Origin of the sequence: Agrococcus beijingensis, assembly GCF_030758955.1 — a bacterium.
GTDB classification, from domain to species: Bacteria; Actinomycetota; Actinomycetes; order Actinomycetales; family Microbacteriaceae; genus Agrococcus; species Agrococcus beijingensis.
Genome location: NZ_CP132360.1, coordinates 625,359 through 649,335 on the forward strand (window position 1 = coordinate 625,359; position 23,977 = coordinate 649,335).

The window sequence follows — 23,977 nt, forward strand, 5'->3', positions numbered from 1 at the left end:
GGCCCGCGATCCGGGCCGCCTGATGAAGGAGGAGCCATGTCGGAGACCACCAACAGCGTGAGCCGCTCGAGGAAGCTCGGCCCGGAGGAGCGCGCGGCCGCGCTGCGCTCGATGCGCGAGCGCGAGGTCGATGTCCTCGTGATCGGCGGCGGCATCGTCGGCACCGGCGCGGCGCTCGACGCCGTCACCCGCGGCCTGCGCGTCGGCCTCATCGAGGCGCGCGACTTCGCGTCGGGCACGTCGAGCCGGTCGTCGAAGCTGATCCACGGCGGCATCCGCTACCTGGAGCAGATGAACTTCGGGCTCGTGCGCGAGGCGCTCATCGAGCGCGGCCTGCTGCTGCAGCGCATCGCCCCGCACCTCGCCAAGCCGGTGCGGTTCCTCTACCCGCTCGACAAGCCGCTGGTCGAGCGCGCCTACATCGGCGCCGGCATGGCGCTCTACGACCTCTTCAGCTACACGGGCTTCATGAAGCCGGGCGTGCCGATCCACCGGCACCTGACGAAGAAGCAGGTGCTGAAGCAGATCCCGTCGCTCGACCCCGACGCGTTCGTCGGCGGCCTCACCTACTACGACGCGCAGGTCGACGACGCCCGCTACGTGGCGGAGCTCGCCCGCACCGCGTCGTTCTACGGCGCCCACGTCGCCAGCCGTGTGCGCGCGGAGGGCTTCCTGAAGGTCGGCGAGCGGGTGGTGGGCGTGCAGGCGCACGACTACGAGACCGGCGAGCAGTTCGAGATCCGGGCGAAGCAGGTCGTGAACGCCACCGGTGTCTGGACGGGCGAGACGCAGGCGATGGTCGGCGAGCGCGGCGAGTTCAAGGTGCGCGCGTCGAAGGGCGTGCACCTGGTGGTGCCGCGCGACCGCTTCCACTCCGAGATGGGCATGATCCTGCGCACCGAGAAGAGCGTGCTCTTCGTCATCCCGTGGGGCCGCCACTGGATCCTCGGCACGACCGACACCGACTGGAACCTCGACAAGGCCCACCCGGCCGCGACCGCCGCCGACATCGACTACATCCTCGACCACGTCAACAAGGTGCTCGCGACGAAGCTCACGCGCGCCGACGTCGAGGGCGTCTACGCGGGCCTGCGGCCGCTGCTGGCCGCGGCCGGCGAGGGCAAGTCGACCGCCAACCTGTCGCGCGAGCACTACGTCTCGCACACCGTGCCGGGACTCGTGCTCGTCGCCGGCGGCAAGTGGACCACCTACCGGGTGATGGCGAAGGACGCGATCGACGAGGCCGTCAGCGCCATCGACGGCAAGGTGCCCGCCTCCTGCACCGAGCAGATCCCGCTGCTGGGCGCCACCGGCTACCGCGCCGCCTGGAACAAGCGGGCGAAGATCGCGCGCGCCTTCGGCCTGCACAAGGCCCGGGTCGAGCACCTGCTGAACCGCTACGGCGTGCTCACCGACGAGCTGCTCGACATGATCCGGCAGGATCCGTCGCTCGCCGAGCCGCTGCCGGGCGCCGACGACTACCTGGGCGCCGAGGTGCGCTACGCCTGCACCCACGAGGGCGCCCTGCACCTCGACGACGTGCTCGCCCGCCGCACCCGCATCTCGATCGAGTCGTGGGATCGCGGCGTGGCGGCGGCTCCCGTCGCCGCCCGGATCATGGCGGATGCGCTGGGCTGGGACGACGAGCGCGTCGAGAAGGAGATCAACACCTACAACAAGCGCGTCGCCGCCGAGCTCGCGAGCCAGGAGCTGCCCGACGACGAATCGGCCGACCGGGCACGCACGGAGGCACCGGAGATCGTGCCGCTGAGCGCCCTGCCGACGGCTGACACCGTGCGCACGCGACCGGAGCCGGCCGCATAGCGGGCCGGTAGACTGAGCGGTGCCCATGACGAGCACCGCCCCCACCTTCAAGGATGTCGCCACCCGACCCCGGTGGATCGGCGTGCTCGCGCTCTGCATCCTGGTCGCGGGCGTCTTCGCGCTGCTCGGCCAGTGGCAGATCGAGCGGGCCGTCGAGCAGGGGCAGAGCGACCAGCGCGACACCGAGACCGCAGTGCCGCTCGAGTCGGTCGCCGAGCCGGTGTCGACGCTCACCACCGAGGCGGGCGGCCGCATGGTCTCGTTCACCGGCACGTGGGTGGCCGACGACTTCGACACCCTCGCGGGCCGCAAGCAGCACGACGCGGTCGGCACCTGGGTGATCGGCCGCGCGCTCGTCGAGCAGCCGGCGGGCGAGCCCGCCTCGCTGCCGGTGGCGATCGCGTGGTTCGCCGACGCGGGCGAGGCCGAGGCGCTGGTCGACGAGCTCAGGACGGCGGATGCGACCCAAGACCTGGTCGCGCGCCTGATGCCCACCGAGGCGCCCACCATGGGCGACCTCCGCGGCGACACCCGCGAGGCGATGAGCGTCGCGGCGCTCATCAACGAGTGGCAGGAGTGGAACGGCCTGGTCTACGGGTCGTACGCGATCCTCGACGAGCCGTCGGCAGCCGCATCCGCTGCCCTCGACGGTGCCGGGGAGCCGATCGTGTCGGCCCCGCCCGAGGTCGACGCGCAGCTCAACGTGCTGAACATCTTCTACGCGATCGAATGGATCGCCTTCATGCTGTTCGCCTTCTACCTCTGGTACCGGCTCGTGAAGGACGCGCACGAGCGCGAGATCGAGGCCGTCGAGGACGCCCAGGCAGAGGCGGCAGCCGCTGCGGCCGGCAGCGGCGAATCGGTGCGCCGGTAGACTGGTCTGCGTGCCGCGCCCTATCGAACAGCTCCCGCAGATCCGCTCCGCCATCGGCTTCTACCGCGTGATGTCGTGGGTGACGGGCATCTTCCTGCTCCTGCTCGTGACCGAGATGGTGCTGAAGTACTCGCCCACCCACGTCGAGGTCTTCGCTGGCGGCTCCGGCGGCCCGCTGTCGCTGCAGGCCGTCGTGCCCGCGGCCGGCTGCCAGTGGTTCTCGATGTTCGTGCCCGGCGGCATGGGCTGCGAGATCGCCTCGCTCGGCGACGGCTTCAACATCTCGCTCGCGATCCTGATCGTGCACGGCTGGATCTACGTGGTCTACCTGGTCGCAGCCTTCCGGCTCTGGAGCCTGCTGCGCTGGCCGTTCCCGCGCCTGCTGGCGATGGCCGCCGGCGGCGTCGTGCCGTTCCTGTCGTTCTTCGTCGAGCGCCGGATGCACCGCACGGCCGTGGGCGACCTCGCGCGGCTCGAGGCCGAGAAGGCCAGCCGCGCCGAGGCATCCGCAGTTTCCGCCCCCCAGGAGGCCTGAATGTCCGACACCGCTCAGCGGCCCGTGCTCGTGGTCGACTTCGGCGCCCAGTACGCGCAGCTCATCGCGCGCCGCGTGCGCGAGGCCGACGTGTACAGCGAGATCGTGCCCTCGACGATCACCGCCGAGGAGGTGCGCGCCAAGGATCCCGCGGCGATCGTGCTCTCCGGCGGCCCGTCGAGCGTCTACGCCGAGGGCGCGCCACGGCTCGACGAGGACATCCTCGAGCTCGGAGTGCCGACGTTCGGCATCTGCTACGGCTTCCAGGTGATGGCGGCGCAGCTCGGCGGCACCGTCGCGAAGACCGGCAACCGCGAGTACGGCTCGACGGCGATGACGGTCGACGGCGGCGGTGCGCTGCTGAACGGCCAGCCCGACGCGCAGACGGTGTGGATGAGTCACGGCGACTCGGTCGCGCAGGCTCCGGAGGGGTTCACGGTGCTGGCGAGCACCGTCGACACCCCGGTCGCCGCGTTCGAGAATCGGGAGCGGCGGATGGCCGGAGTGCAGTGGCACCCGGAGGTCAAGCACTCCGAGCACGGGCAGCGCGTGCTCGAGTCGTTCCTGCACGACATCGCGGGCCTGCCGGGCGACTGGGACTCGGGCTCGATCATCGAGGAGCAGGTCGCGCGCATACGCGAGCAGGTCGGCACCGACCGCGTCATCTGCGGCCTCTCGGGCGGCGTCGACTCGGCCGTCGCGGCCGCGCTCGTGCACGAGGCGATCGGCGACCAGCTGGTCTGCATCTTCGTCGACCACGGCCTGCTGCGGCAGGACGAGCGCGAGCAGGTCGAGCAGGACTACGTCGCCTCCACCGGCGTGCGGCTCGTGACCGTGGATGCGCGCGAGCGCTTCATGGCGGCGCTCGCCGGGGTGACCGACCCCGAGGAGAAGCGCAAGATCATCGGGCGCGAGTTCATCCGCGCCTTCGAGCAGGCCGAGCGCGACCTGGCCGCCGAGGCCGCGGCCGACGGCGAGCCGATCCGCTGGCTCGTGCAGGGCACGCTCTACCCCGACGTGGTCGAGTCGGGCGGCGGCAGCGGCACCGCCAACATCAAGAGCCACCACAACGTCGGCGGCCTGCCCGACGACCTGCAGTTCCGGCTCATCGAGCCGCTGCGGGCGCTGTTCAAGGACGAGGTGCGCGCCATCGGCCGCGAGCTCGGCCTGCCCGAGGTGATCGTCGGCCGCCAGCCCTTCCCCGGCCCCGGCCTCGGCATCCGCATCATCGGCGAGGTCACCGAGGAGCGGCTCGACACGCTGCGGCGGGCGGATGCGATCGCTCGCGCCGAGCTGTCGGCCGCCGGTCTCGACGACGAGATCTGGCAGTGCCCGGTGGTGCTGCTCGCCGACGTGCGCTCGGTGGGCGTGCAGGGCGATGGCCGCACCTACGGGCACCCGATCGTGCTGCGGCCCGTCTCGTCGGAGGACGCGATGACCGCCGACTGGACGCGCCTGCCCTACGACGTGCTCGCGAAGATCTCGAACCGCATCACCAACGAGGTGCCCGAGGTGAACCGGGTCGTGCTCGACGTGACGTCGAAGCCGCCGGGGACCATCGAGTGGGAGTAGGGGGCGGTAGCGCGCTGGTCGCGCTCGCCGCTCCTCAGCTCAGACAATGACGATGGCCGGACGCCCCTGTGGGGCATCCGGCCATCGCCATAACTCGCACCCCGCGGCGAGCGCGACCAGCGCTCGCTGGGTGGGCGTGCAGGGAGGCCGGGCGGGCGCTCGCGGTGCCGACAGGCGGCGGGCAGCCGGGTGCCCGGCGGGGATTCGCGCGCCGCCGCCTGTCGGGCGGAGGGCTACCTGTGGACTTGGGCGCGCGCAGGCGCTGGAACGACCGGCTCCATCCGTTGCCGAGCCAGGGAGGTGCGGCATGATCGGTGGCATGGGATCGGCGGGCTCAGTGCGCGACGCGCGGGTGCTCGCCTGGTGGTTGTTGGGCGGCGCAGCGGTGCTGGCGCCGCTGCTCGCGTTCACGGCCGTCGGATGGCTGCGCGACGCGCTGCGCTTCGGCTGCTGGTTCGGAGCGATGGGCGATGAGCCGGGCGAGTGGATGTGCGGGGACGGGCTGATGCTGCTCATGCCCGGCGTCGGCATGCTGGTGCTGTGCGGGGTCGCTCTGCTGATCGCCGGCATCGGCGTGCGCGCCGCGACATCTGCTCGGTGGCTCCTCCCGGTCTCCGGTCTCGCAGCCGCGCTGCCGGCCGTCGTGACGTGCCTGCTGCTGCTGCCGCTCGCGCAGTCGACCGACGAGAGCATCGCGAGCTCGGGCGGAGTGCTTCCCCCGGAGTCGAGCGTCGGCCTCTGGACGACCTACGCCGCCGTGCCGATGGTGCTGGCGGCACTGGGTGCGCTCTCGACCGCGGTCGCCTGCGCGCTGCTCCTGCGTGGGCATTCGACCGCCGTCGTGACCGGCCTCGCCTACGCCGGTCCCGCTCTGCTGCTGGTCTCGAGCGTGCCCTCGCTCGGGGGTACGCTCGCGCTCGCCGTGGGCGGAGCAGCGATCGCCCTCGCCGTCGGGCGGGTCGCCTCGGCGACCGGGCAGGCAGTCGCGGTCGTGCCAGACGGCAGGTAGTGGGCGCCCGACAGGGAGTCGCACACGGCTACCTGCTGCGCGGTGGGCTCCCTGTCGAGATGCGCGCAGGCAGGCGTCGGCTTCGGCGAGCATGCGCGGCTCGTCCGCCGGGGGCATGATGGGGGCATGACGCTGCACGGGGCACGCCGCCGCGCGGCCCGAGCCGCCGCCCTCTGGACGCTGGTGATCGGGTTCGGCGCCAGCGTGCTCGTGGGGCTGTCGCCCGCGAGCTGGCTGCAGCAGCGGCTGCGCTTCGGCTGCGAGCTCGCCGGCCGCGACTGGTTCTGCGACGACCAGGCGGTGCTCGTCTGGCCCGCCGTCGGCATCATCGTGCTGGGCGGGCTCGCGCTCGGCTGGTCGTGGCTGATCGTGCGCGCCACCTGGGAGGCGCCGGAGGAGCGCGCCGGCCAGATCGCCACGTTCGCCGTGCTCGCCGTCGCGCCCACCCTGATCATCTGCGGGCTGCTGCTCGTCGACGCCGCGCGACACGACGCATCCGGAGTCACGATCGAGGCGTCGCGCATCGCGATGTGGGTGGAGCGGGCGATGCTGCCGGCGCTGCTGACGGCGGTCTCGGGCGGGCTCGCCTTCGGCGCCCTGCGGATGCGCGCCCTCGGCCAGGTGCGCAGGGTCGCGGCCGTGCAGCTCGTCTTCGCGCTCGTGCTGCTGTTCGTCGCCGCCGCGATCTCGTCGCTCGGGACGCTGCCGTCGAACATCATCGCCGCCGCCGCGATCGGCGCCGGCTGGTACATCGCGTCGGCCTCGGCGAAGGCGGCCTGAAGCAGTTCGACGGCGATGTCGATCGAGAGCGTTCCCGTTCGACGTCCTGAGTGAGAGGGTCGAGACCGACCCGCCGAACAAGGAGCCGAACCATGCAGTACATGCTCATCATGCGCGCGACCGACGAGGCCGTCGAGGCGTACAAGCAGATCCCCTTCGAGCAGGTCATCGAGGCGATGGGGAAGTACAACGAGTCGATGATCGACGCCGGCGTGCTGACCGCCGGCGAGGGCCTCAGCGACGCCAGCGAGGGCTTCGTCGTCGACTTCAGCGCCGACCCGCCGCTGGTCACCGACGGCCCGTACGGCGAGACGAAGGAGCTCTTCAACGGCTTCTGGATCCTCGAGGTCTCGTCGAAGGAGGAGGCCGCCGAGTGGGCGAAGCGCTGCCCGCTGGGGCCCGGCTCGAAGCTCGAGGTGCGCCGCGTGCAGGGCGTCGACGACTTCCCGGCCGACAACGAGTGGATCCAGAAGGAGGAGGGCTGGCGCGAGGAGGAGGCCGCACGCCGAGCCGCGAGCACCCCCGGCGGCAGCGCGGGCTGACCCGATGACGCCGGGCGACGCGGTGACGGCCGACGAGACGGCGCGCCGAGCGGAGGACTCCGCCCGGCGCGCCGTCGTCGCGGTCTGGCGCATCGAATCGGCCCGCATCGTCGCCACCCTCACCCGCTTCACCGGCGACTTCGCGCTCGCGGAGGACCTCGGGCAGGACGCGCTCGCGGATGCGTTGGCCCAGTGGCCGACGCAGGGCGTGCCCCGGAACGGGGCGGCATGGCTCACCGCGGTCGCCAAGCGCAAGGCGATCGACCACTGGCGGCGGCAGGAGCGCCTCGACCAGCGGGTCGCGGCGCTCGGTCGTGACCTGGAGCGCCAGGAGCAGGCGGGGGCGGATGCGGTGCCCTGGGATCCGGACGAGATCGACGACGACGTGCTGCGGCTCGTCTTCACCGCCTGCCACCCGGTGCTGAGCGCCCAGGCGCGGGTCGCGCTCACGCTGCGGGTCGTCGCCGGGCTCGAGACGACGGAGATCGCCCGCGCCTTCCTGGTGCCGGTCGCGACGATCCAGCAGCGCATCGTGCGCGCCAAGCAGGCGCTAGCCGAGGCCGAGGTGCCGTTCGAGACGCCGCCGCGGGCGGAGCGCACCGCGCGCCTCGGCGCCGTGCTGGGCGTGATCTACGCGATCTTCACCGAGGGCCACGCCGCGACCGCGGGCGACGACTGGATGCGGCCCGAGCTGTCGCTCGAGGCCATCAGGCTCGCGCGCCAGCTGGCCGCGCTGCAGCCCGACGAGTCCGAGGTGCACGGGCTGCTGGCGCTGCTCGAGCTGACCGTGGCGCGCTTCCCGGCGCGCATCGACGCGCACGGCGAGCCCGTGCTGCTCGCCGACCAGGATCGGCGCCGATGGGATCGGGGCGCCATCCGGCGGGGGAGCGCGGCGCTCGCCCGTGCCGAGGGGTTCGGCCGCGGCCTCGGCCCCTACGCGCTCCAGGCGGCGATCGCGCAGACGCACGCCGACGCATCCGACTTCGCCGCGACCGACTGGCCGCGCATCGTCGCCGCCTACGACGCGCTGCTGCGGATCGCCCCGTCACCGGTGGTGGCGCTGAACCGTGCGGTCGCCGTGTCGATGGCCGACGGGCCTGCGGCGGCGCTCGCGATCGTCGACGCGCTGGCGGGCGAGCGGGCGCTCGCGGTCGGCCACCTGCTGCCGTCGGTGCGGGGCGAGGTGCTCGCGAGGCTCGGCCGCGACGACGAGGCGCGCGAGGCGTTCGCGCTCGCCGCCGCGCGCACGCAGAACGAGCGCGAGCGCGCCGTGCTGCTGGCGAAGGCCGCCGCCGGCCGCTGAGGCGCATCCCGCGTCATCGCATATGGGGGTGATCGGTTGGGCTACTACCCTTGGATGCCGTGACGACGACCCGAACCGAGCCCGCGCTGACCGAGGAGCGCATCCAGCTGCTGCGCGCCGACTTCCCGATCCTCGCCGAGCAGCCGGCGGGCGTGCCGCTCGTCTACCTCGACTCCGGCGCCACCAGCCAGCAGCCGCGCCAGGTGCTCGAGGCCGAGTGGGCGTTCCGCACGCAGCGCAACGCCGCCGTGCACCGCGGCGCGCACACGCTCGCGGCGCTCGCGACCGTCGACTACGAGGAGGCGCGCGAGCGCATCGCCCGCTTCGTCGGCGCGCGCCCGACCCAGATCTCCTGGGCCATGAACGCCACGGATGCGCTCAACACCGTCGCGCTGTCGCTCGCCGAGGCCAACCGTGCGGCTGCAGACGGGGGCTCCGCGACCGACCCGACCCTCCGCATCCGCGAGGGCGACGAGATCGTCGTCACCGAGGCCGAGCACCACGCCAACCTGCTGCCCTGGCAGCGGCTCGCCGACGAGACCGGCGCTCGGCTGCGCTGGGTGGAGGTCGACGACGACGGCGTCTGGTCGGCGGATGCGCTGCTCGCGCTGATCACGGAGCGCACCCGGGTCGTCGCGGTCGCCCACGTGTCGAACGTCACCGGGCAGATCGCGCCGGTCGAGCGCATCGTCGCCGCCGCCCACGCGGTCGGCGCGCTGGTCGTGCTCGACGCCTGCCAGTCGGTGCCGCACCGCCCGGTCGACCTGGGTGCGCTCGGCGTCGACGCGGCCGCCTTCTCGAGCCACAAGATGCTCGGCCCCGGCGGCATCGGCGTGCTGTACCTCAGCGAGGCGCTCGGCGCCGCGCTGCCGCCGGCGCGCGTGGGCGGGTCGATGATCACCACCGTCACCATGACCGAGCGCGAGTACCTGCCGGCGCCCCAGAAGTTCGAGGCCGGCACGCAGCCGGTCGCGTCGATCGTCGGCCTCGCCGCCGCGGTCGACTACCTCGAGGCGGTCGGCATGGCCGCGATCGAGCGTCATGAGGTCGCCCTCGGCGAGCGGCTCGCCGCCGGCGCCGTCACGATCCCCGGCGTGCGGCTGGTCGGGCCCCGCCCCGGCAGCGAGCGCGCGGGCCTGGCGAGCGTCGTCGTCGACGGCGTGCACGCGCACGACGTCGGTCAGGTGCTCGACGCCGCCGGCATCGCGGCCCGGGTCGGCCACCACTGCGCCCAGCCGCTGCACCGTCGCCTCGGCGTCGCCGCGACGACCCGCGCATCCACCTACCTCTACACGACCGACGACGAGGTCGACCGCTTCCTCGACGCCCTCTCGGGCGTGCGCGCCTACTTCGGAGCCGTCTGATGGCCGATCCCCTCGCCGGCCTCTATCAGGAGCTGATCCTCGAGCACGCGAAGCGCCGCGCGGGCGACGCGGTGCTCGACCCGTTCGACGCCGAGCGCTACCTCAAGAACCCGACCTGCGGCGACGAGATCCGGCTGCGGGTGCGCCTCGACGGCACGGGCCCGCAGGCCCGGGTGGATGCGCTCGGCTGGCAGGGGCAGGGATGCTCGATCTCGCAGGCCTCGGCCTCGGTGCTCGCCGAGGAGGCGCCCGGGCTGACGGTCGCCGAGGCGCACGAGCGGATCGAGGCGCTCCGCGAGCTGCTGCGCTCGCGCGGCGCTGCGGAGCCCGACGAGGAGCTGCTGGGCGATGCGGTCGCGTTCGCCGGCGTCGCGAAGTTCCCGATGCGGGTGAAGTGCGCGATGCTCGCGTGGGTGGCGCTGGAAGAGGCGCTGCGGGAGATCGAGCTGCGCTGACCCCTGAGGGGGCATGGCACTGAGCGGGCATGCACCTGTGCGGGCATGGCACCTGTGCGGGCATGGCACCTGTGATGGGATGGGAGTTCCCTCAGGAGGTCAGATATGTCCAGCACCACTTCGGTCGGCGAGCGCGTGGGTCGCCTCGCCGGCACCTGGTTCCCCGCGATCGTCATCGTCGCCGGCGCCCTCGCGATCGCGTTCCCCCCGATCGGCCTGCCGATCCTGCCGTGGGTGAACACGCTGCTGGGCGTCATCATGCTCGGCATGGGCCTGACCCTGCAGCCGGTCGACTTCAAGGTCATCGCCAAGAAGCCCAAGGCCTTCGCCATCGGCGTCGTCGCGCAGTACGTGATCATGCCGCTCACCGCGATCGGTCTCGCGCTGGCCTTCCAGCTGCCGCCCGAGCTGCTCGTCGGTGTGGTGCTGGTCGGCTCCGCGCCCGGCGGCACGTCGTCGAACGTCATGGTCTACCTCGCGAAGGGCGACACCGCGCTCTCGGTGGCGATGACCACCGCCTCGACGATGCTCGCGCCGGTGCTGACCCCGCTGCTGGTGCTGTGGCTCGCGGGCTCCTACCTGCCGGTCGACGCCTGGCAGCTGTTCCAGTCGATCATCTTCATCGTGCTGCTCCCGGTGATCGCGGGCGTCGTGCTGCGCCTGCTGCTGCCGAAGGTCGTCAAGGCGGTGCTGCCCTGGCTGCCGCTCGTCTCGGTCGTCGGCATCACGCTCATCGTCGTCGCCGTCGTCGCCGGCTCCGCCGCGACGATCCTCACCGTGGGTCTGCTGGTCGCGGTCGTCGTCATCCTGCACAACACGATCGGCTACGGACTGGGCTTCGTGGCCGCGAAGGCCGTCGGGCTCGACACCTCAGCGCAGCGCGCGGTCGCGATCGAGGTGGGCATGCAGAACTCCGGCCTCGCCGCCGGTCTCGCCCGCACGCACTTCTCGCCCGAGGCGGCGCTGCCGGGCGCGATCTTCTCCGTCTGGCACAACATCTCGGGCTCGCTGCTCGCTTCGTACTGGTCGCGCCGCCCGCCGAAGGACACCGCTGCCGCCCAGCCGCTCGAGGAGCAGCCGGTCGCCAGCTGACGCCACCGCCTCGTCGCCGCGCCCCGCCGCCGATCCTGGGTCTCACCCGGATGGGCGGCGGGGCGTAGCCTTGCCCGCGACGGGCAGAGGAGGCGGCGATGGGGCTGCGCTGGTATTCGAACGTGATCGAGACGACGGATGTGTCGAGGCTGGCCCGCTGGTGGGCCGAGGCGCTCGACTGGGAGGTCATCTTCGACACCCCCGACGAGGCCGTCGCGGTGCCGAAGTGGGCACGTGAGCTGTCGTCGAAGCTCGAGTTCCACCAGGTGCCGCCGGGCCTCGTGTTCGTGCGGGTCGACCACGAGAAGCAGACCAAGAACCGCATCCACATGGACTTCGCGCCGCACACCACCGACGACCGCGACGCGGAGATCGCTCGGCTCGAGGCGCTGGGCGCGAAGCGCGTCGACATCGGCCAAGGGCCGGACGTCTCGTGGACGGTGCTCGCCGACATCGACGGCAACGAGTTCTGCGTGCTCTCCAGCCGCGACCAGTAGCCGCCATGGGCGTCTACCCGGCTCTCTACCGCCTGGGCATCCGGCCCTGGGAGCGCTACGGCTCCGGGGCCGGCCCCCAGATCGAGGCCGCGTTCGACCGCGAGCGCGCCGAGTGGCCGACGCCGCCGGGCCGCGCGCTCGACATCGGCTGCGGTCGGGGCATGCAGACGCCCAAGCTCGCCGAGCGCGGCTGGGAGGCGGTCGGCATCGACCTCGTGCCGTCGGCGGTCGAGCACGCGCGCGGCCATGACCGCTCCGGCGCGCGCTTCGAGGTGGCCGACGTGACGCGGCTGCCGGCCTCGCTCGGCCGCTTCGAGCACTTCGTCGACATCGGCTGCTTCCAGACGCTGGGCTCGGCCCAGCGCTCGGCGGCAGCGCGCAGCATCACGGCGCTCGCGAGCCCCGGAGCGACGCTCCTCATGCTCGCCTTCGGTCAGGTGTGGTTCAGCTATGAGGGGGTCTCGCGAGGCCAGGTGGAGGAGGCCTTCGCCGACTGGCAGCTCGTCTCGGCCGAGCCCGCTCCGACCACCGGGCTCGGCTGGCCGCTCGACCGCACCGAGCCGATGTGGTTCCGGATGCGGTTGCGGGCGTAGGAGCGCCCGTCGCCCTCGAACCGCGCAGCTACGAGGCCTGCGCGCGCAGCGCGACGATCGCTGCGGTGATGCGGCCGACCAGCTCGGTCGGCAGCGGCAGCGCGTGCTTGAGCACGACCGTGTCCTTCGCGGAGCGCAGCGGTGCGACCTCGGCCTCGAGGTCGGCCGGCAGCGTGGGCACGGGGTACAGGCCGATGTGCTTGCGCCAGCCGGCGAAGTGCAGGGCGTAGCGGCCGCCCAGCATGACCGCGGCGATGCCGTAGCGCATCCGCTCCTCAGGCTCGGGCACCTCGGCGACGATGGCCTCGCGCACCAGCTGCAGGCGCTCGGCGATCTCGGGGGAGTAGGCGGCGATGTAGGCGTCGACGGTGCTCGGCTGTTCGCCCTCGGGCTGCTCGCTTATGCGCTGCTCGCTCATGCGCACAGTGTGGCGCAACGAGGAAGGGCTCCGACAGATGCCGGAGCCCTTCCTTGCGCAGTGCTGAGACCGCTTAGTTGTTGCTGCGCAGGATCGCGATGATGCGGAGGATCTCGACGTAGAGCCAGATGATCGTCATCGTGAGGCCGAACGCAGCCGACCAGCCGTACTTCTTGTGCACGCCGCGCTTGACGCCCATCTCGATGCCCTCGAAGTCCATGACCAGCGAGTAGGCGCCGAGCACCACCGCGAGCACTCCGAGGATGACGCCGAGCGGGATGCCCATGATCTCGACCGAGCTGCGCCAGCCGAACATGCCCGACGGTGCGACGAGCATGCCGACGAAGTTGGCGATCGAGAACAGGCCGTAGCCGATGATCACGATGAAGAAGATCTTGTTCATCTTCGGCGAGGTGCGCACGATGCGGAACGCGTAGAGCGCGAGCGTCGCGGCGATCACGCAGGCAGTGGCGAGCAGCGCCTGGAAGATGATGCCGGTCATCGGCTGGCCGCCGATGCCGCCGAACTCGAGCAGCCCCGAGAAGCCACCCAGGAACAGGCCCTGCGCCGCCGCGTAGCCGAGCACGAGCGCCGGGCTCGGCTCCTTCTTGAAGATGTTGACGAGCGCGAGCACGAAGCCGACCAGCGCGCCGCCGTAGGTGAGCACGTAGAACGGAGCCGAGGTGCCCGTGAAGAGCAGCATGCCGAGCGTGATGACGAAGCCGATCGCCGTGACGCCGAGCGTCATGACCGTCTTCGTGATGACGCCGTCGTAGGTCAGGCGCTCGGTCTCGAGCGGTCCGGCCGAGGGGGCGTTGTACTGCTGCTGGAGCTGCTCGGGCGTCGGCATGCCCGGCTGCTGGCCGTAGGGCTGCTGGCCGTACTGCATCGGCTGGCCGTAGGGCTGCTGGCCGTACTGCTGCGGCTGGCCATAGGGCTGCTGACCGTAGGGCGCCTGGCCGTAGGGCTGCTGGCCACCGGCGGGGGTGGCCTGGGCTGCACGCTGCGCGTTCTCCGTGAACGCGGGCGAGTTGCGGAACGCGGGATTGCCTGCCAAGGGAAGTGCTCCTGTCGAGATCGTGCGGCCGCCGCGAGGGCGGACGCGCTCAGGGTATCGACTCATGCCATGAATCCGCTGGGCAGGCGGGCGCGTTCGCCGCAGGCGCACGACACCTGCCACGGCTAGCCTGCCGCCGTGCAGCAGCCCACCCGACTCATCGCCCATCGCGGAGCCTCCGGCTGGGCTCCCGAGCACACCGAGACCGCCGTGCGACTGGCCGCCGCGCTCGGCGCCGACGCGGTCGAGCCCGACCTGGTCGCGACCCGCGACGGCGTGCTCGTGGTGCGCCACGACAACGAGCTGGGCGAGACGACCGACGTGGCGAGCCGTCCCGAGTTCGCCGACCGTCGCCGGATGCAGACGATCGACGGCTGGCAGCTCGAAGGCTGGTTCGTCGAGGACTTCACCTGGGCCGAGGTCGCGACGCTGCGCGCCCGCGAACGGCTGCCGCAGCTGCGCCCGCTCGGCGCCCGCCTCGACGGCCGCGACCGCGTGCTGCGCTTCGACGAGCTGCTGGCGATCGCCGACGAGACCGGCCTCGACGTCGTCGCCGAGCTCAAGCACGCCACCCACCACGCCGCCCTCGGCCTCCCGCTCGACGCGATGCTGGCGGATGCGGTGACCGGCACCCACTGGATCTCCAGCGGGCGCCTCATCGTCGAGTCCTTCGAGGAGACCGTGCTCCACGAGGTGCGGGATCGCGGCGTCGAGGCCCGACTCGTCTACCTGATGGGGGACGGCGGCACCGCGGCGGATCTGGCGGCCGACGTCGTGGCCCGTGGGGAGGCATCCGCCGGTGCCCGTCAGACGCCACCCACCTATGCCGAGCAGCGCACCGACGCGGCACTCGCGGCCCTCGCGCAGCGGGTCGATGCGATCAGCGTCGACAAGGCCGTGCTGTTCGAGCGGGTGGACGGGCGGCTGCGCACGAGCGATCTCGCCGAGCGCGCCCGCGCCGCGGGGCTCGGCACGATCACCTGGACGCTGCGGCCCGAGAACCGCTTCCTCGAGCCGGAGCACCGCCTCGGCGACGCCGACGGCGCCTGGGGCGATTGGACCACCGAGTGGTCGATGCTCGCCGGGCTCGGGCTCGAGGCGGTGTTCGCCGACCACCCCGACCTGTGGCGGCGCATCGCGCTCGCGGCCCGATAGCGGCAGCGCCGCTCGCGTTCCCGCGCCGTTCACCTGCCGTTCGCCGGGCGGCACCTGCCGGATGCCTGCGCCGCGTTGAGTGAGGTCGACCCTCCATCTGAAGGAACCTCATGCGCCGACGCAGTTCCGCGATGCTCGCCGCCGCCATCCCGGCGGCTCTCCTGGCAACGCTCCTCACCGCCCCCGCCGCCCACGCGGCCGACGCCGACATCCGCATCAACGAGGTGCAGTCGAACTCCGCGCTCGGTGCGCCGGACTTCATCGAGCTCATCAACACGGGTGCCGAGCCGGTCGACATCTCGGACTGGCTCGTCAAGGACAGCGACGACGCCCGCACGCTGCGCGTGCCGGCCGGCACGGTCGTCGCGCCCGGCGGCTTCGCCCTCATCGAGCCCGACAGCTTCCCCGACGGCATCGGCTTCGGGCTCGGCAGCGACGACGCGGCACGCATCTACGCCGCCGACGACACCACGCTCGTCGACAGCTACGCGTGGATCGCGCACGCGTTCACCGAGGGCAGGCTGCCCGACGGCAGCGGCGCGTTCGTCGACACCGAGCCGACCCCCGGGGCCGTGAACATCGCGCGCGCCGTGGTCGCGGAGCCCGTGCCATTCCCGTCGCCCATCGTCGTCAACGAGGTGCGCTCGAACGACTCGGTCGGCGACGACCCCGACTGGGTCGAGCTGCTGAACACCAGCGCCACCGAGAGCGTCGACGTCAGCGGCTGGATCCTGCGCGACGACGACCCGCTCAGCTCGCTGCCGATCGCGGCCGGCTCGATCGTCGCGCCCGGCGGCTTCCTCGTCGTCGAGACGAGCGTCGACGCCATCTCGTCGAGCTTCGGGCTCGGCAAGGCCGACGAGATCACGCTGCTCACCGCCGACGGCACGGGCCTGGTCGACCACTACGCCTGGACGGAGCACGCCGAGACCGAGGGTCGTCTGCCCGACGGCACCGGCGCGTTCGTCGACACGGAGCCCACCCGCGGCGCCGCGAACGTCGAGCGCTTCGCCGACTCCGCGGTCGTGATCAACGAGGTCGAGTCGAACGGCGACACCCGTGGCGACTGGGTCGAGCTCTACAACGCCGACCTCGAGCGCTCGGTCGACATCTCGGGCTGGACCATCGTCGACACCGACCCCTCGCACACGCCGCTCGCCTTCCCGGCAGGCAGCGTCATCGAGTCGGGCGGCTACGTCACCTTCGTCACGGATGCCGCCGAGCACGCCCCGGACGGCTTCGGCCTGGGCGGCGGCGACGGCGTGACCATCCGCGACGCGGCAGGCGCCGTGGTCGACAGCGTCACCTGGACGTCGCATGCGGCGATGACCCTCGGCCTCTGCGCCGGCGGCGAGACGCTGGTCGAGACGGCATCCGCGACCTTCGGCCTCGTCAATGACTGCGGCGAGGTCGCCGGCTCGGTGGTGCCGAGCGAAGCATGGCCCTTCGGCGACGACGTCGCGAATGCGGTCGCCCCCGGCACCTGGACCGACGACATGTCGGGCCTCGACTACGCCGCCGACGGCACGCTGTTCGCGGTGAAAAACGACAACGCCGAGATCTTCGAGATGTCGGCGGGCACCGACGGCGCCTTCACCGTCGCGCAGTCGTGGATCCCCGGCTACGTCGACGGCTCCGGGCAGCCCGACGCCGAGGGCATCTCGGTCGCGGGCGACGGCGCGATCTTCCTCTCGACCGAGCGCGACAACGCCTTCAAGAGCGTCAGCCGCCCGTCGATCCTGCGCGTCGAGCTCGGCGCAGACGGCGCGACGACGACCACGCACGAGTGGAACCTCACCTCGGTGCTCGGCCCGCTGGGCGCGAACCTCGGCCCGGAGGCGATCGAGTGGATCTCCGACGCCGACGCTGTGCGCCTCGGGGTGCTCGACCAGTCGAGCATCGCCGGCCCCGGCGATGTCGGCGCCGCAGCAGTGGCCTACGACCCGGCCGCCTTCGGGGAGCACTTCGGCGGCATCTTCGCCGTCGCCGTCGAGCAGACCGGCCTCGTCCACCTGTTCGTGCTCGAGGCCGACGGCAGCGTCACGATGCTGCAGTCGGCTGAGCCCGGACCCGCCGTCGAGGTCGTCATGGCGCTCGACTGGCGCGCTGGCGGCAACGCCCTCTGGGCGCTCTGCGACGACGCCTGCAGCAGCGCGAGCTCCGAGCTGGCGTTCGTCGACGGGCTCCTGACGACGCTGCGCGACGTGGCCGCCCCGACCACGATGCCCGCCGGCTACACCAACGAGGGCCTCGCCTTCGCCTGGTGCGCCGTCGACCCGGCCGCGACGCCCACCGTCGCCTGGATCTCGGACACCGCGCACGACGGCGTCTCGCTCCGCGTCGCGCCCGGCGACGCGTGCGAGGCAGCGGTCACCCCGCCGCCCGCGACAGGCGGCGGCACCGGGGCGGTCGAGACGCCCGTCGTCGTCCAGGTCGGCGCCGGTGCTGGCGCCACCACCGGCGACACCGCGACGAAGGGTGCTGGCACGCTGCCGCGCACCGGCGGCGAGGCTCCCACCGGCGCGATCATCGCGGCGCTGCTGCTGATGCTCGCGGGGCTCGGCCTGACGCTGCGCCGCCGCAGCGCCCTCTGACCAGGCACGGCTGGGGCGTGACCGAACGGGAGGGCCGGATGCGACGCATCCGGCCTTTCGCCGTTCGTCGGCGGCCCTGCATGTCACCGGCCCCTCGTAGACTTGACCCTCGATGAGCGACTTGTGGGGGCTGGGCGACGCGGGGTTCGACGATGTGCAGCGGCCGACCCCGATCGGCCCCCGCGGCGACACCATTCCCGAGCAGCTGCTCGAGGGCCTGAACCCGCCGCAGCGCGAGGCGGTCACCTACCGCGGCCCCGCGCTGCTGATCGTCGCCGGCGCCGGCTCCGGCAAGACGAAGGTGCTCACGCACCGCATCGCCGGCCTGCTCGCCACCCGTGAGGCGTGGCCGAGCCAGATCCTCGCGATCACGTTCACGAACAAGGCCGCCGCCGAGATGCGCGAGCGCGTCGAGCGCCTCGTCGGCGAGGAGTCGCGCGGCATGTGGATCCGCACGTTCCACGCGGCCTGCGTGCGCATCCTGCGCCGCGAGGCCGAGGAGTTCGGCTTCAAGCAGACCTTCACGATCTACGACTCGGGCGACGTGCGCGCGCTCATCAAGCGGCTCATCAAGGAGCGCGGCGCCGACATCCAGGGGCTCACGCCCGGCGGCGTCTCTGCACGCATCTCGAAGGCCAAGAACGAGCTGCACGACGTCGACTCGTGGGCCCGGACCGCCAACCTCGAGAACCCGCTCGACGCGGCCTTCCTCGAGCTGTGGCGCGACTACGACCGCGAGCTGCGGCGCGCGAGCGCCTTCGACTTCGACGACCTCATCTCGCAGACCGTCTTCCTCTTCCGCGCCTTCCCGCACGTGGCGGCGCAGTACCGCAAGCGCTTCCGGCACATCCTGGTCGACGAGTACCAGGACACCAACGCTGCCCAGTACGCGCTCATCCGCGAGCTCACGCAGCCGGTGACGCGCAACGACCTGCCCGACCTCCGAGCCGACCTGCCCGGTGCCTCCCTGACGGTCGTGGGCGACTCCGACCAGTCGATCTACGCCTTCCGGGGCGCCGACATCCGCAACATCACCGACTTCGAGCGCGACTTCCACGGCGCGCGGGTGCTGATGCTCGAGCAGAACTACCGGTCGACGCAGAACATCCTCTCGGCCGCGAACGCCGTGATCGGCAACAACTTCGACCGGCGCGAGAAGCGGCTCTGGACCGATTCCGGCGACGGCGCGAAGATCGTCGGCTACACCGGCTACTCGGGCTACGACGAGGCGCAGTTCGTCGCCGACGAGATCGTCGAGCTCACCTCCGGGGGCATGGCCTACAGCGACGTGGCCGTGTTCTACCGCACGAACGCGCAGACGCGCGCGCTCGAGGAGGTGCTGATCCGCACCGCCATCCCATACAGGGTGATCGGCGGCACGAAGTTCTACGAGCGCGCCGAGATCAAGGACGCGATGGCCTACCTGATCACGGTGGCCAACCCCGACGACTCCCTGAGCCTGCGCCGCATCATGAACGTGCCCAAGCGCGGCATCGGGCCCGCCACCGAGGCGGCGCTGCAGGCCTACGCCGACGAGCACCAGATCACGTTGCGGGATGCGCTGCGGCACGTCGACGAGATCGCCCTCGGCCCGAAGGTGGCCGCGGCCATCAAGGACCTGGCGGCGCTCCTCGACGAGTGGACCGCGCGGCCCGCGGCCGACCCGGGCGAGGTGCTGCGCGAGCTGATGAGTCGCTCGGGGTACACCGACCAGCTGCGCCGCTCGACCGACCCGCAGGACGCGGCGCGGCTCGAGAACGTCGAGGAGCTCGTCGCGGTGACGCGCGAGTACCGGAGGCAGAACCCGGCGGGCAACCTCATCGACTTCCTCACCGAGACGGCGCTGGTCGCCGCAGCCGACGAGCTCGACGACTCCGGCGGCCAGGTGTCGCTCATGACGCTGCACACCGCGAAGGGCCTCGAGTTCGACGCGGTGTTCATCACCGGCATCGAGGAGGAGCTGCTGCCGCACCGCATCTCGGCGACCGAGCCGGGCGGCCCGGCCGAGGAGCGGCGCCTCTTCTACGTCGGCATCACGCGCGCCAGGCAGCGCCTGCACCTCTCGCTCGCGACCACCCGCGCGCAGTTCGGCAAGGTCGAGCCCGCAGCGCCCAGCCGGTTCCTCGAGGAGATCCCGGCAGAGCTCATCGAGTGGCGCACGCCGCCGTCGACGATGCGGCAGGGGAGCGGGCAGCGCGAGGTGGGCCGCTGGCGCGACGAGCCGCGCGAGTCGTACGTCACCGGCTACCGCGACCCGAAGCCGCTGCCGCGAGGGCCGAAGAAGGAGTTCTCGAACACCATCACCGAGGTGCGCGACAACTCGGGGCTCGAGCTCGAACCCGGCGACCGCATCCGCCACAAGGACTTCGGCGAGGGCCGCGTGCAGGGCATCACCGGGGCCGGGGCGAAGCGGGTTGCCGAGGTGCAGTTCGACAGCGCGGGCCGCAAGCGGCTGCTGATCAAGATCGCGCCGATCGAGAAGCTGGCGTAGCGCTCAAGGCCGCTCAGAGGCCGTGCGCGACCAGATCGCCGACCCGCACCCCGGCCGAGCGGTGCGCTGCGCGCGGGTGATCGCTGCTCGTGATCCCGTGGTCGCGCGCCGCGCGCCTCAGCGCGCGGGCTCCGCCGCCCATGGACCTCGCTGTGCCAGCCGCTCGTGATCAGAACGGGGTGGGCGGTTCGTCGCTCGCGGGCTCCTGCGCGGCCCAAGGCGAACCAGGCGCCGGAGGCGGCAATTCCACGCCCGCCGAGCGGTCGGCCTCGAACTGCGCGATGGCTTCGCGCTGGTCGCGGCGTCGTTCGCTCGCGGTGCGCTTGGGCGGTTTCGGTGGTGTGCGGGGCATGTCGGTGAAGCGTGGCCCGACCGGTGAGACCTATGTCGCGACTCATCACAGTGCGCGCCCGGAGGGATTCGAACCCCCAACCTTCTGATCCGTAGTCAGATGCTCTATCCGTTGAGCTACGGGCGCTTGGCCGAACGGCCAGGGATCAGCATAACTGATCCCTGGCCGTCAGCGCGAATCGAGCCGCGTCACGAAGACGCGACCAGGCTCACAGGGGGCGAATGTTCGCAGCCTGCGGGCCCTTGTTGCCCTCGACGATCTCGAACTCGACTGCCTGAGCCTCTTCGAGGGTCTTGAAGCCGTTGGACTGGATCTGGCTGTAGTGAGCGAACAGATCCTTGCCGCCGTCGTCCGGAGCGATGAAGCCGAAGCCCTTGCCGGAGTCGAACCACTTGACGGTGCCGGTTGCCATAATTCCTTCAATCAATGCAATGCAGCCGAAGCTGCGTTCAGAAGCGCAGAGCAAGATCCGCCCTGCGCTGCAGCAAGCGTAGCGCTCACGACCCCGTCTTCGCTGAGAAACTTTCTGGGGCCGTCTCCGAGCGATGCCGCCGCGACGGCCCGGCCGCGGTCGGCTCGACGCCCCTGACCTCGGCGAGCGCGCCGATAGCCTCGTCGGAAGCGCGCCGAGCGCGCGTCTCAGCCCCACGCATCCGCCGTCGTTGCGCCCCCAGCGCAGCCTGGCCGAATCCCTGCCCCCAGGAGCATCACGATGCCCGCACCACAGCCCCGCCTGTCGCGACGACCGCAGCGCAGCCGCACACTCGAGATCGTGGCCGCGGTCTGCCTCGCCGCCGCGCTCGTCGCCTGCGGCCCACAGCTCGACGTCGATCGCGCGCCGTCGACGGCGCCCTCCCCCACGCCGACGGCGGCGCCGCTGCCGCTGCCGGCCGACGACGTCATCGCTCTGGCAGACCAGATGCTGCTCACGAGCGAGGGCCGCACGGTCTTCTTCGAGAGCCAGCCGCGGCTGGCCGACGCCGACGAGATCGTTGTCGAGTGCGCGGGCGTCGGCGATGCTGGCGCCGACGACCGTTTCACGGGCGGATGCTTCCTCGGCTCCGGGGGCACGAACCGTGACGCTGACCGCATCTTCGTCTTCCGGCCCGCCGACGCCAGGCTCGCGGAGTCGATGGTCACCGTGGGCGCGCACGAGCTGCTGCACGCGGTCTACGCGCGCTTCGAGCCGGGTGAGCGCGCGCAGGTCGACGCGCTGGTCGTTCAGGCGGCGGCGCTCGTGCCCGCCGACGATCCGGTGCACGAGCAGATCGAGTGGTCGGTCGGCGACGCGGAGCCGAACCGTGCGAACGAGCAGTTCGCCTATCTCGGCTCGCAGATCGCCATCGAGGGAGGCTTCCCCGAGCTGCTCGAAGACGTCTACGCGCTGTTCTTCACCGATCGTGCTGCGCTCGTCGAGGCGCACCGCCGGGCCGGTGCGGTCATCGACGACGCCCGCGCCGCTGCAGAGGCAGCGTGGGCCGAGGTCGGCCCGCAGGAGTCGGCGAACGCCCAGGAGCGCGCGCAGCTCGAAGCCGATCGCGGCGGCTACGCGTCGGCCGCCAGCACCTACACGGCCGATCTCGACCGCTTCAACGCCACACCTGCCGAGGAGCAGGCGCGCTGGGAGGTGACGCTCACGCCCGTCGGCGAGGCGCCCATCACCATGAGCTGGCAGGCGTCGCTGACCTACCGCTGGGAGCAGCTCGAGGGCTTCCGCGCAGAGCTCGAGGCACGCGCCGCCGCACTCGCCTCCGCCGGCGCGACGGCGGCGAGCGCCCGAGCCGAGGCCGAGCGGCTGCAGGCCGACGCGCTCGCCCTCATCCAGGCGGCCAACCCGAACGCCGCGACCGACGACTGACCGCGCCGCGCGACGTCCGCACACGACGAAGGCCCCGCATCCGTGGATGTCGGGGCCTTCTGGCCGGTGGAGACGGAGGGATTTGAACCCTCGGTCCCCTAGTGGGGACTCCACCTTAGCAGGGTGGTGCACTCGGCCGGACTATGCGACGTCTCCGCTGGCCCACTGTTGAGCAGGCCGTGGGCAAGTCTAGCAAAGCAACTGGGTGGTCTCGATACGCGGCCGCGGCGCTGCTCGACCAGCGGCCGATCAGGGTGTGCCTACGCGCCGAACGGCACCACGCACGACTCCTGCGACGCATCCTGACCGATGACGCCGTCGAGCTCTTCGGTGGGCGTCGGCGTCGCGCCGGGCGCGGCCGTCTCAGCGGGGCCCGTCGTCTCGGCGGGCCCGGCCGTCGCGCTCGGCGTCGGCTCGGCCGTCGGCGTCGCGGTGGCGGATGCGTCGGGTGCGGTCGTGGGCGCGGGGGTCTCCTCGGTCGATCCCACACCGAGGGAGTCCTCGCCCAGCTCGATCGGCAGGTTCAGGCGGATGCGTCGCATCAGCTCTTCGGCGCGGGCCTCGTCGGGCACCACCCGCGCGCCCTGGTAGACGTTCGGGTAGAGCACGAACTGCATCGTCTCGAGAGGGATGTCGGCGAGCACGCGCGCCATCGACACCATCGTGCCGATGTCCCCGAGACCGGAGGAGAGCGTCATGTTCTCGATCGCGACCTGCGAGATCGCGTAGAGCCGCGTCACGTCGGTGAGCACCGCATCCGACTGCAGGGTGCGCACCAGCGACGACAGGAACACCTGCTGCGACGAGATGCGCGCGAGGTCGGAGCCGTCGCCGACGCCATGGCGCGAGCGCAGGAACGCGAGCGCCTGCTCGCCCTCGAGCTCGTGCACGCCGGCCTCTTCGATCTGCAGGCCGGTCCACGGGTCGTCGATGGGGCCGGCGAAGCAGACGGGCACGCCGCCGACCGCGCTCGACAGGTTGATCACGCCGTTGAAGGTGATCATCGCGGCGTACGGCACCTCGATGCCGGTGAGATCCTCGACGACGGTGGCGACGCATGCGAGGCCGCCGCGGCTGAGCGCCGAGTTGAACTGCACGTTGCGGGCCGCGGGCGCCGTCGTGCCGGTCGTCGGATCCTCGCAGGCGGGGAAGTCGACGAGCAGGTCGCGCGGGAAGGAGACGACGCGGGCCTGCTGGTGGTCGGGGCTCACGTGCAGCAGCATCGTGACGTCGTTGAGGCTGCCCTCGCCGTACGACGACTCGCCGAACGCCTCGCCCTGCCCGGCACGCTGGTCGGAGCCGACCAGCAGGATCGTGAAGCCGCCCTCGTAGGGGGCGAAGCCGGCCTGAGCAGGCGGCACCTCGGCGCCGAGCTCGACGGTGTTGAGGCCGGTGGTCAGGCGCAGCACCGAGACGCCGACGACGCCGGCGAGCGCGGTGAGCACGACCGCCATGCTGAGCGCGATCCAGCGGAAGACGTGCGCGACGCCGGAGTGGCGGCGCAGCCGCCCGTGGCGGGGTGCCATCGTCGAGGTGTCGACGACGGTGGTCGCGCGCTCCTGCACCATGACTCCCCCTCCCCTGCTGCGATCGTGGATGCTCGATGCGATCG

General features: G+C 72.0%; 21 protein-coding genes and 2 tRNA genes. 17 read left to right on the forward strand and 6 right to left on the reverse strand.

Going from position 1 to position 23,977, the window contains the following annotated elements; all coding sequences use genetic code 11:
- The first annotated feature begins 36 nt into the window (after nt 1–36).
- The 13 genes from Q9250_RS02920 (at nt 37) to Q9250_RS02980 (ending at nt 12,440) form a co-directional block, all read left to right on the forward strand.
- Nucleotides 37–1,824 carry a glycerol-3-phosphate dehydrogenase/oxidase gene (locus Q9250_RS02920; RefSeq protein WP_306233077.1) on the forward strand — a complete coding sequence of 596 codons (1,788 nt, stop codon included), beginning with the start codon at nt 37–39 and terminating at the stop codon, nt 1,822–1,824.
- A gap of 25 nt (nt 1,825–1,849) precedes the next feature.
- On the forward strand, nt 1,850–2,698 hold the full coding sequence (locus Q9250_RS02925) for an SURF1 family cytochrome oxidase biogenesis protein (protein ID WP_306233078.1): 849 nt from the start codon (nt 1,850–1,852) through the stop codon (nt 2,696–2,698).
- Between the two features lie 10 nt (nt 2,699–2,708).
- Entirely contained in the window at nt 2,709–3,233 is a 525-nt protein-coding gene (locus Q9250_RS02930; RefSeq protein WP_306233079.1) for a DUF3817 domain-containing protein, read from the forward strand.
- Nucleotides 3,234–4,805 (forward strand): glutamine-hydrolyzing GMP synthase, encoded by a 1,572-nt coding sequence (gene guaA, locus Q9250_RS02935; RefSeq protein WP_306233080.1) that lies wholly within the window; start codon nt 3,234–3,236, stop codon nt 4,803–4,805.
- Between the two features lie 307 nt (nt 4,806–5,112).
- A complete protein-coding gene (locus Q9250_RS02940; RefSeq protein WP_306233081.1) occupies nt 5,113–5,814 on the forward strand; it encodes a hypothetical protein in 702 nt (233 codons plus the stop codon).
- A 126-nt stretch (nt 5,815–5,940) separates the two neighbouring features.
- Complete coding sequence (locus tag Q9250_RS02945) at nt 5,941–6,594, forward strand: hypothetical protein (protein ID WP_306233082.1); 654 nt, start codon at nt 5,941–5,943, stop codon at nt 6,592–6,594.
- 92 nt (nt 6,595–6,686) lie between these two features.
- The gene (locus Q9250_RS02950) at nt 6,687–7,136 is read left to right on the forward strand and encodes a YciI family protein (protein ID WP_306233083.1); all 450 of its coding nucleotides are present in this window, start codon (nt 6,687–6,689) and stop codon (nt 7,134–7,136) included.
- Nucleotides 7,137–7,140: 4 nt separating this feature from the next.
- On the forward strand, nt 7,141–8,439 hold the full coding sequence (locus Q9250_RS02955) for an RNA polymerase sigma factor (RefSeq protein WP_306233084.1): 1,299 nt from the start codon (nt 7,141–7,143) through the stop codon (nt 8,437–8,439).
- Nucleotides 8,440–8,498: 59 nt separating this feature from the next.
- Nucleotides 8,499–9,803, forward strand: a complete 1,305-nt coding sequence (locus Q9250_RS02960) for a SufS family cysteine desulfurase (RefSeq protein WP_306233085.1) — start codon at nt 8,499–8,501, stop codon at nt 9,801–9,803.
- Complete coding sequence (gene sufU / locus Q9250_RS02965) at nt 9,803–10,258, forward strand: Fe-S cluster assembly sulfur transfer protein SufU (protein ID WP_306233086.1); 456 nt, start codon at nt 9,803–9,805, stop codon at nt 10,256–10,258. The genes Q9250_RS02960 and sufU overlap by 1 nt, the downstream gene beginning before the upstream one ends.
- A gap of 105 nt (nt 10,259–10,363) precedes the next feature.
- Nucleotides 10,364–11,350, forward strand: a complete 987-nt coding sequence (locus tag Q9250_RS02970; protein WP_306233087.1) for a bile acid:sodium symporter family protein — start codon at nt 10,364–10,366, stop codon at nt 11,348–11,350.
- A 98-nt stretch (nt 11,351–11,448) separates the two neighbouring features.
- Nucleotides 11,449–11,847 (forward strand): VOC family protein, encoded by a 399-nt coding sequence (locus tag Q9250_RS02975; RefSeq protein WP_306233088.1) that lies wholly within the window; start codon nt 11,449–11,451, stop codon nt 11,845–11,847.
- A gap of 5 nt (nt 11,848–11,852) precedes the next feature.
- Nucleotides 11,853–12,440, forward strand: a complete 588-nt coding sequence (locus Q9250_RS02980) for a class I SAM-dependent methyltransferase (protein ID WP_306233089.1) — start codon at nt 11,853–11,855, stop codon at nt 12,438–12,440.
- 28 nt (nt 12,441–12,468) lie between these two features.
- Here Q9250_RS02980 and Q9250_RS02985 read toward each other — a convergent pair whose 3' ends face one another.
- Nucleotides 12,469–12,858, reverse strand: a complete 390-nt coding sequence (locus Q9250_RS02985; RefSeq protein WP_306233090.1) for an iron chaperone — start codon at nt 12,856–12,858, stop codon at nt 12,469–12,471.
- 73 nt (nt 12,859–12,931) lie between these two features.
- Complete coding sequence (locus tag Q9250_RS02990) at nt 12,932–13,981, reverse strand: Bax inhibitor-1/YccA family protein (protein WP_422665067.1); 1,050 nt, start codon at nt 13,979–13,981, stop codon at nt 12,932–12,934.
- Between the two features lie 72 nt (nt 13,982–14,053).
- Here Q9250_RS02990 and Q9250_RS02995 point away from each other — a divergent pair, with 72 nt between their 5' ends.
- The 3 genes from Q9250_RS02995 (at nt 14,054) to Q9250_RS03005 (ending at nt 20,155) form a co-directional block, all read left to right on the forward strand.
- Nucleotides 14,054–15,070, forward strand: a complete 1,017-nt coding sequence (locus Q9250_RS02995) for a glycerophosphodiester phosphodiesterase family protein (RefSeq protein ID WP_306233092.1) — start codon at nt 14,054–14,056, stop codon at nt 15,068–15,070.
- Between the two features lie 110 nt (nt 15,071–15,180).
- Nucleotides 15,181–17,664 carry a lamin tail domain-containing protein gene (locus Q9250_RS03000; RefSeq protein ID WP_306233093.1) on the forward strand — a complete coding sequence of 828 codons (2,484 nt, stop codon included), beginning with the start codon at nt 15,181–15,183 and terminating at the stop codon, nt 17,662–17,664.
- 112 nt (nt 17,665–17,776) lie between these two features.
- Nucleotides 17,777–20,155: an ATP-dependent helicase gene (locus Q9250_RS03005; RefSeq protein WP_306233094.1), complete on the forward strand. Its 2,379-nt coding sequence runs from the start codon at nt 17,777–17,779 to the stop codon at nt 20,153–20,155.
- 405 nt (nt 20,156–20,560) lie between these two features.
- On the opposite strand, the gene Q9250_RS03010 is transcribed toward Q9250_RS03005, so the two are convergent.
- Together Q9250_RS03010 and Q9250_RS03015 are read right to left on the reverse strand one after the other, a co-directional pair.
- A tRNA-Arg gene (locus Q9250_RS03010) sits at nt 20,561–20,633 on the reverse strand.
- Between the two features lie 82 nt (nt 20,634–20,715).
- Complete coding sequence (locus Q9250_RS03015) at nt 20,716–20,919, reverse strand: cold-shock protein (protein WP_092666090.1); 204 nt, start codon at nt 20,917–20,919, stop codon at nt 20,716–20,718.
- A gap of 300 nt (nt 20,920–21,219) precedes the next feature.
- On the opposite strand from Q9250_RS03015, the gene Q9250_RS03020 reads away from it, so the two are divergent.
- Nucleotides 21,220–22,365: a hypothetical protein gene (locus Q9250_RS03020; protein ID WP_306233096.1), complete on the forward strand. Its 1,146-nt coding sequence runs from the start codon at nt 21,220–21,222 to the stop codon at nt 22,363–22,365.
- Nucleotides 22,366–22,432: 67 nt separating this feature from the next.
- Here the strand turns inward: Q9250_RS03020 and Q9250_RS03025 are convergent.
- Nucleotides 22,433–22,521, reverse strand: a tRNA-Ser gene (locus tag Q9250_RS03025).
- A gap of 104 nt (nt 22,522–22,625) precedes the next feature.
- On the reverse strand, nt 22,626–23,933 hold the full coding sequence (locus Q9250_RS03030; protein WP_306233097.1) for an LCP family protein: 1,308 nt from the start codon (nt 23,931–23,933) through the stop codon (nt 22,626–22,628).
- Between the last annotated feature and the right edge of the window lie 44 nt (nt 23,934–23,977).

Coding starts and splice junctions, on each gene's coding strand:
- Q9250_RS03030 (WP_306233097.1), bottom strand. CDS start 23,933: ATGGTGCAGGAGCGCGCGACCACCGTCGTCGACACCTCGACGATGGCA.
- Q9250_RS02945 (WP_306233082.1), top strand. CDS start 5,941: ATGACGCTGCACGGGGCACGCCGCCGCGCGGCCCGAGCCGCCGCCCTC.
- Q9250_RS02990 (WP_422665067.1), bottom strand. CDS start 13,981: ATGAGTCGATACCCTGAGCGCGTCCGCCCTCGCGGCGGCCGCACGATC.
- Q9250_RS02955 (WP_306233084.1), top strand. CDS start 7,141: ATGACGCCGGGCGACGCGGTGACGGCCGACGAGACGGCGCGCCGAGCG.
- Q9250_RS03000 (WP_306233093.1), top strand. CDS start 15,181: ATGCGCCGACGCAGTTCCGCGATGCTCGCCGCCGCCATCCCGGCGGCT.
- Q9250_RS03005 (WP_306233094.1), top strand. CDS start 17,777: ATGAGCGACTTGTGGGGGCTGGGCGACGCGGGGTTCGACGATGTGCAG.
- Q9250_RS03015 (WP_092666090.1), bottom strand. CDS start 20,919: ATGGCAACCGGCACCGTCAAGTGGTTCGACTCCGGCAAGGGCTTCGGC.
- Q9250_RS02980 (WP_306233089.1), top strand. CDS start 11,853: ATGGGCGTCTACCCGGCTCTCTACCGCCTGGGCATCCGGCCCTGGGAG.
- sufU (WP_306233086.1), top strand. CDS start 9,803: ATGGCCGATCCCCTCGCCGGCCTCTATCAGGAGCTGATCCTCGAGCAC.
- Q9250_RS02940 (WP_306233081.1), top strand. CDS start 5,113: ATGATCGGTGGCATGGGATCGGCGGGCTCAGTGCGCGACGCGCGGGTG.
- guaA (WP_306233080.1), top strand. CDS start 3,234: ATGTCCGACACCGCTCAGCGGCCCGTGCTCGTGGTCGACTTCGGCGCC.
- Q9250_RS02920 (WP_306233077.1), top strand. CDS start 37: ATGTCGGAGACCACCAACAGCGTGAGCCGCTCGAGGAAGCTCGGCCCG.
- Q9250_RS02950 (WP_306233083.1), top strand. CDS start 6,687: ATGCAGTACATGCTCATCATGCGCGCGACCGACGAGGCCGTCGAGGCG.
- Q9250_RS02970 (WP_306233087.1), top strand. CDS start 10,364: ATGTCCAGCACCACTTCGGTCGGCGAGCGCGTGGGTCGCCTCGCCGGC.
- Q9250_RS02975 (WP_306233088.1), top strand. CDS start 11,449: ATGGGGCTGCGCTGGTATTCGAACGTGATCGAGACGACGGATGTGTCG.
- Q9250_RS02925 (WP_306233078.1), top strand. CDS start 1,850: ATGACGAGCACCGCCCCCACCTTCAAGGATGTCGCCACCCGACCCCGG.
- Q9250_RS03020 (WP_306233096.1), top strand. CDS start 21,220: ATGCCCGCACCACAGCCCCGCCTGTCGCGACGACCGCAGCGCAGCCGC.
- Q9250_RS02985 (WP_306233090.1), bottom strand. CDS start 12,858: ATGAGCGAGCAGCGCATAAGCGAGCAGCCCGAGGGCGAACAGCCGAGC.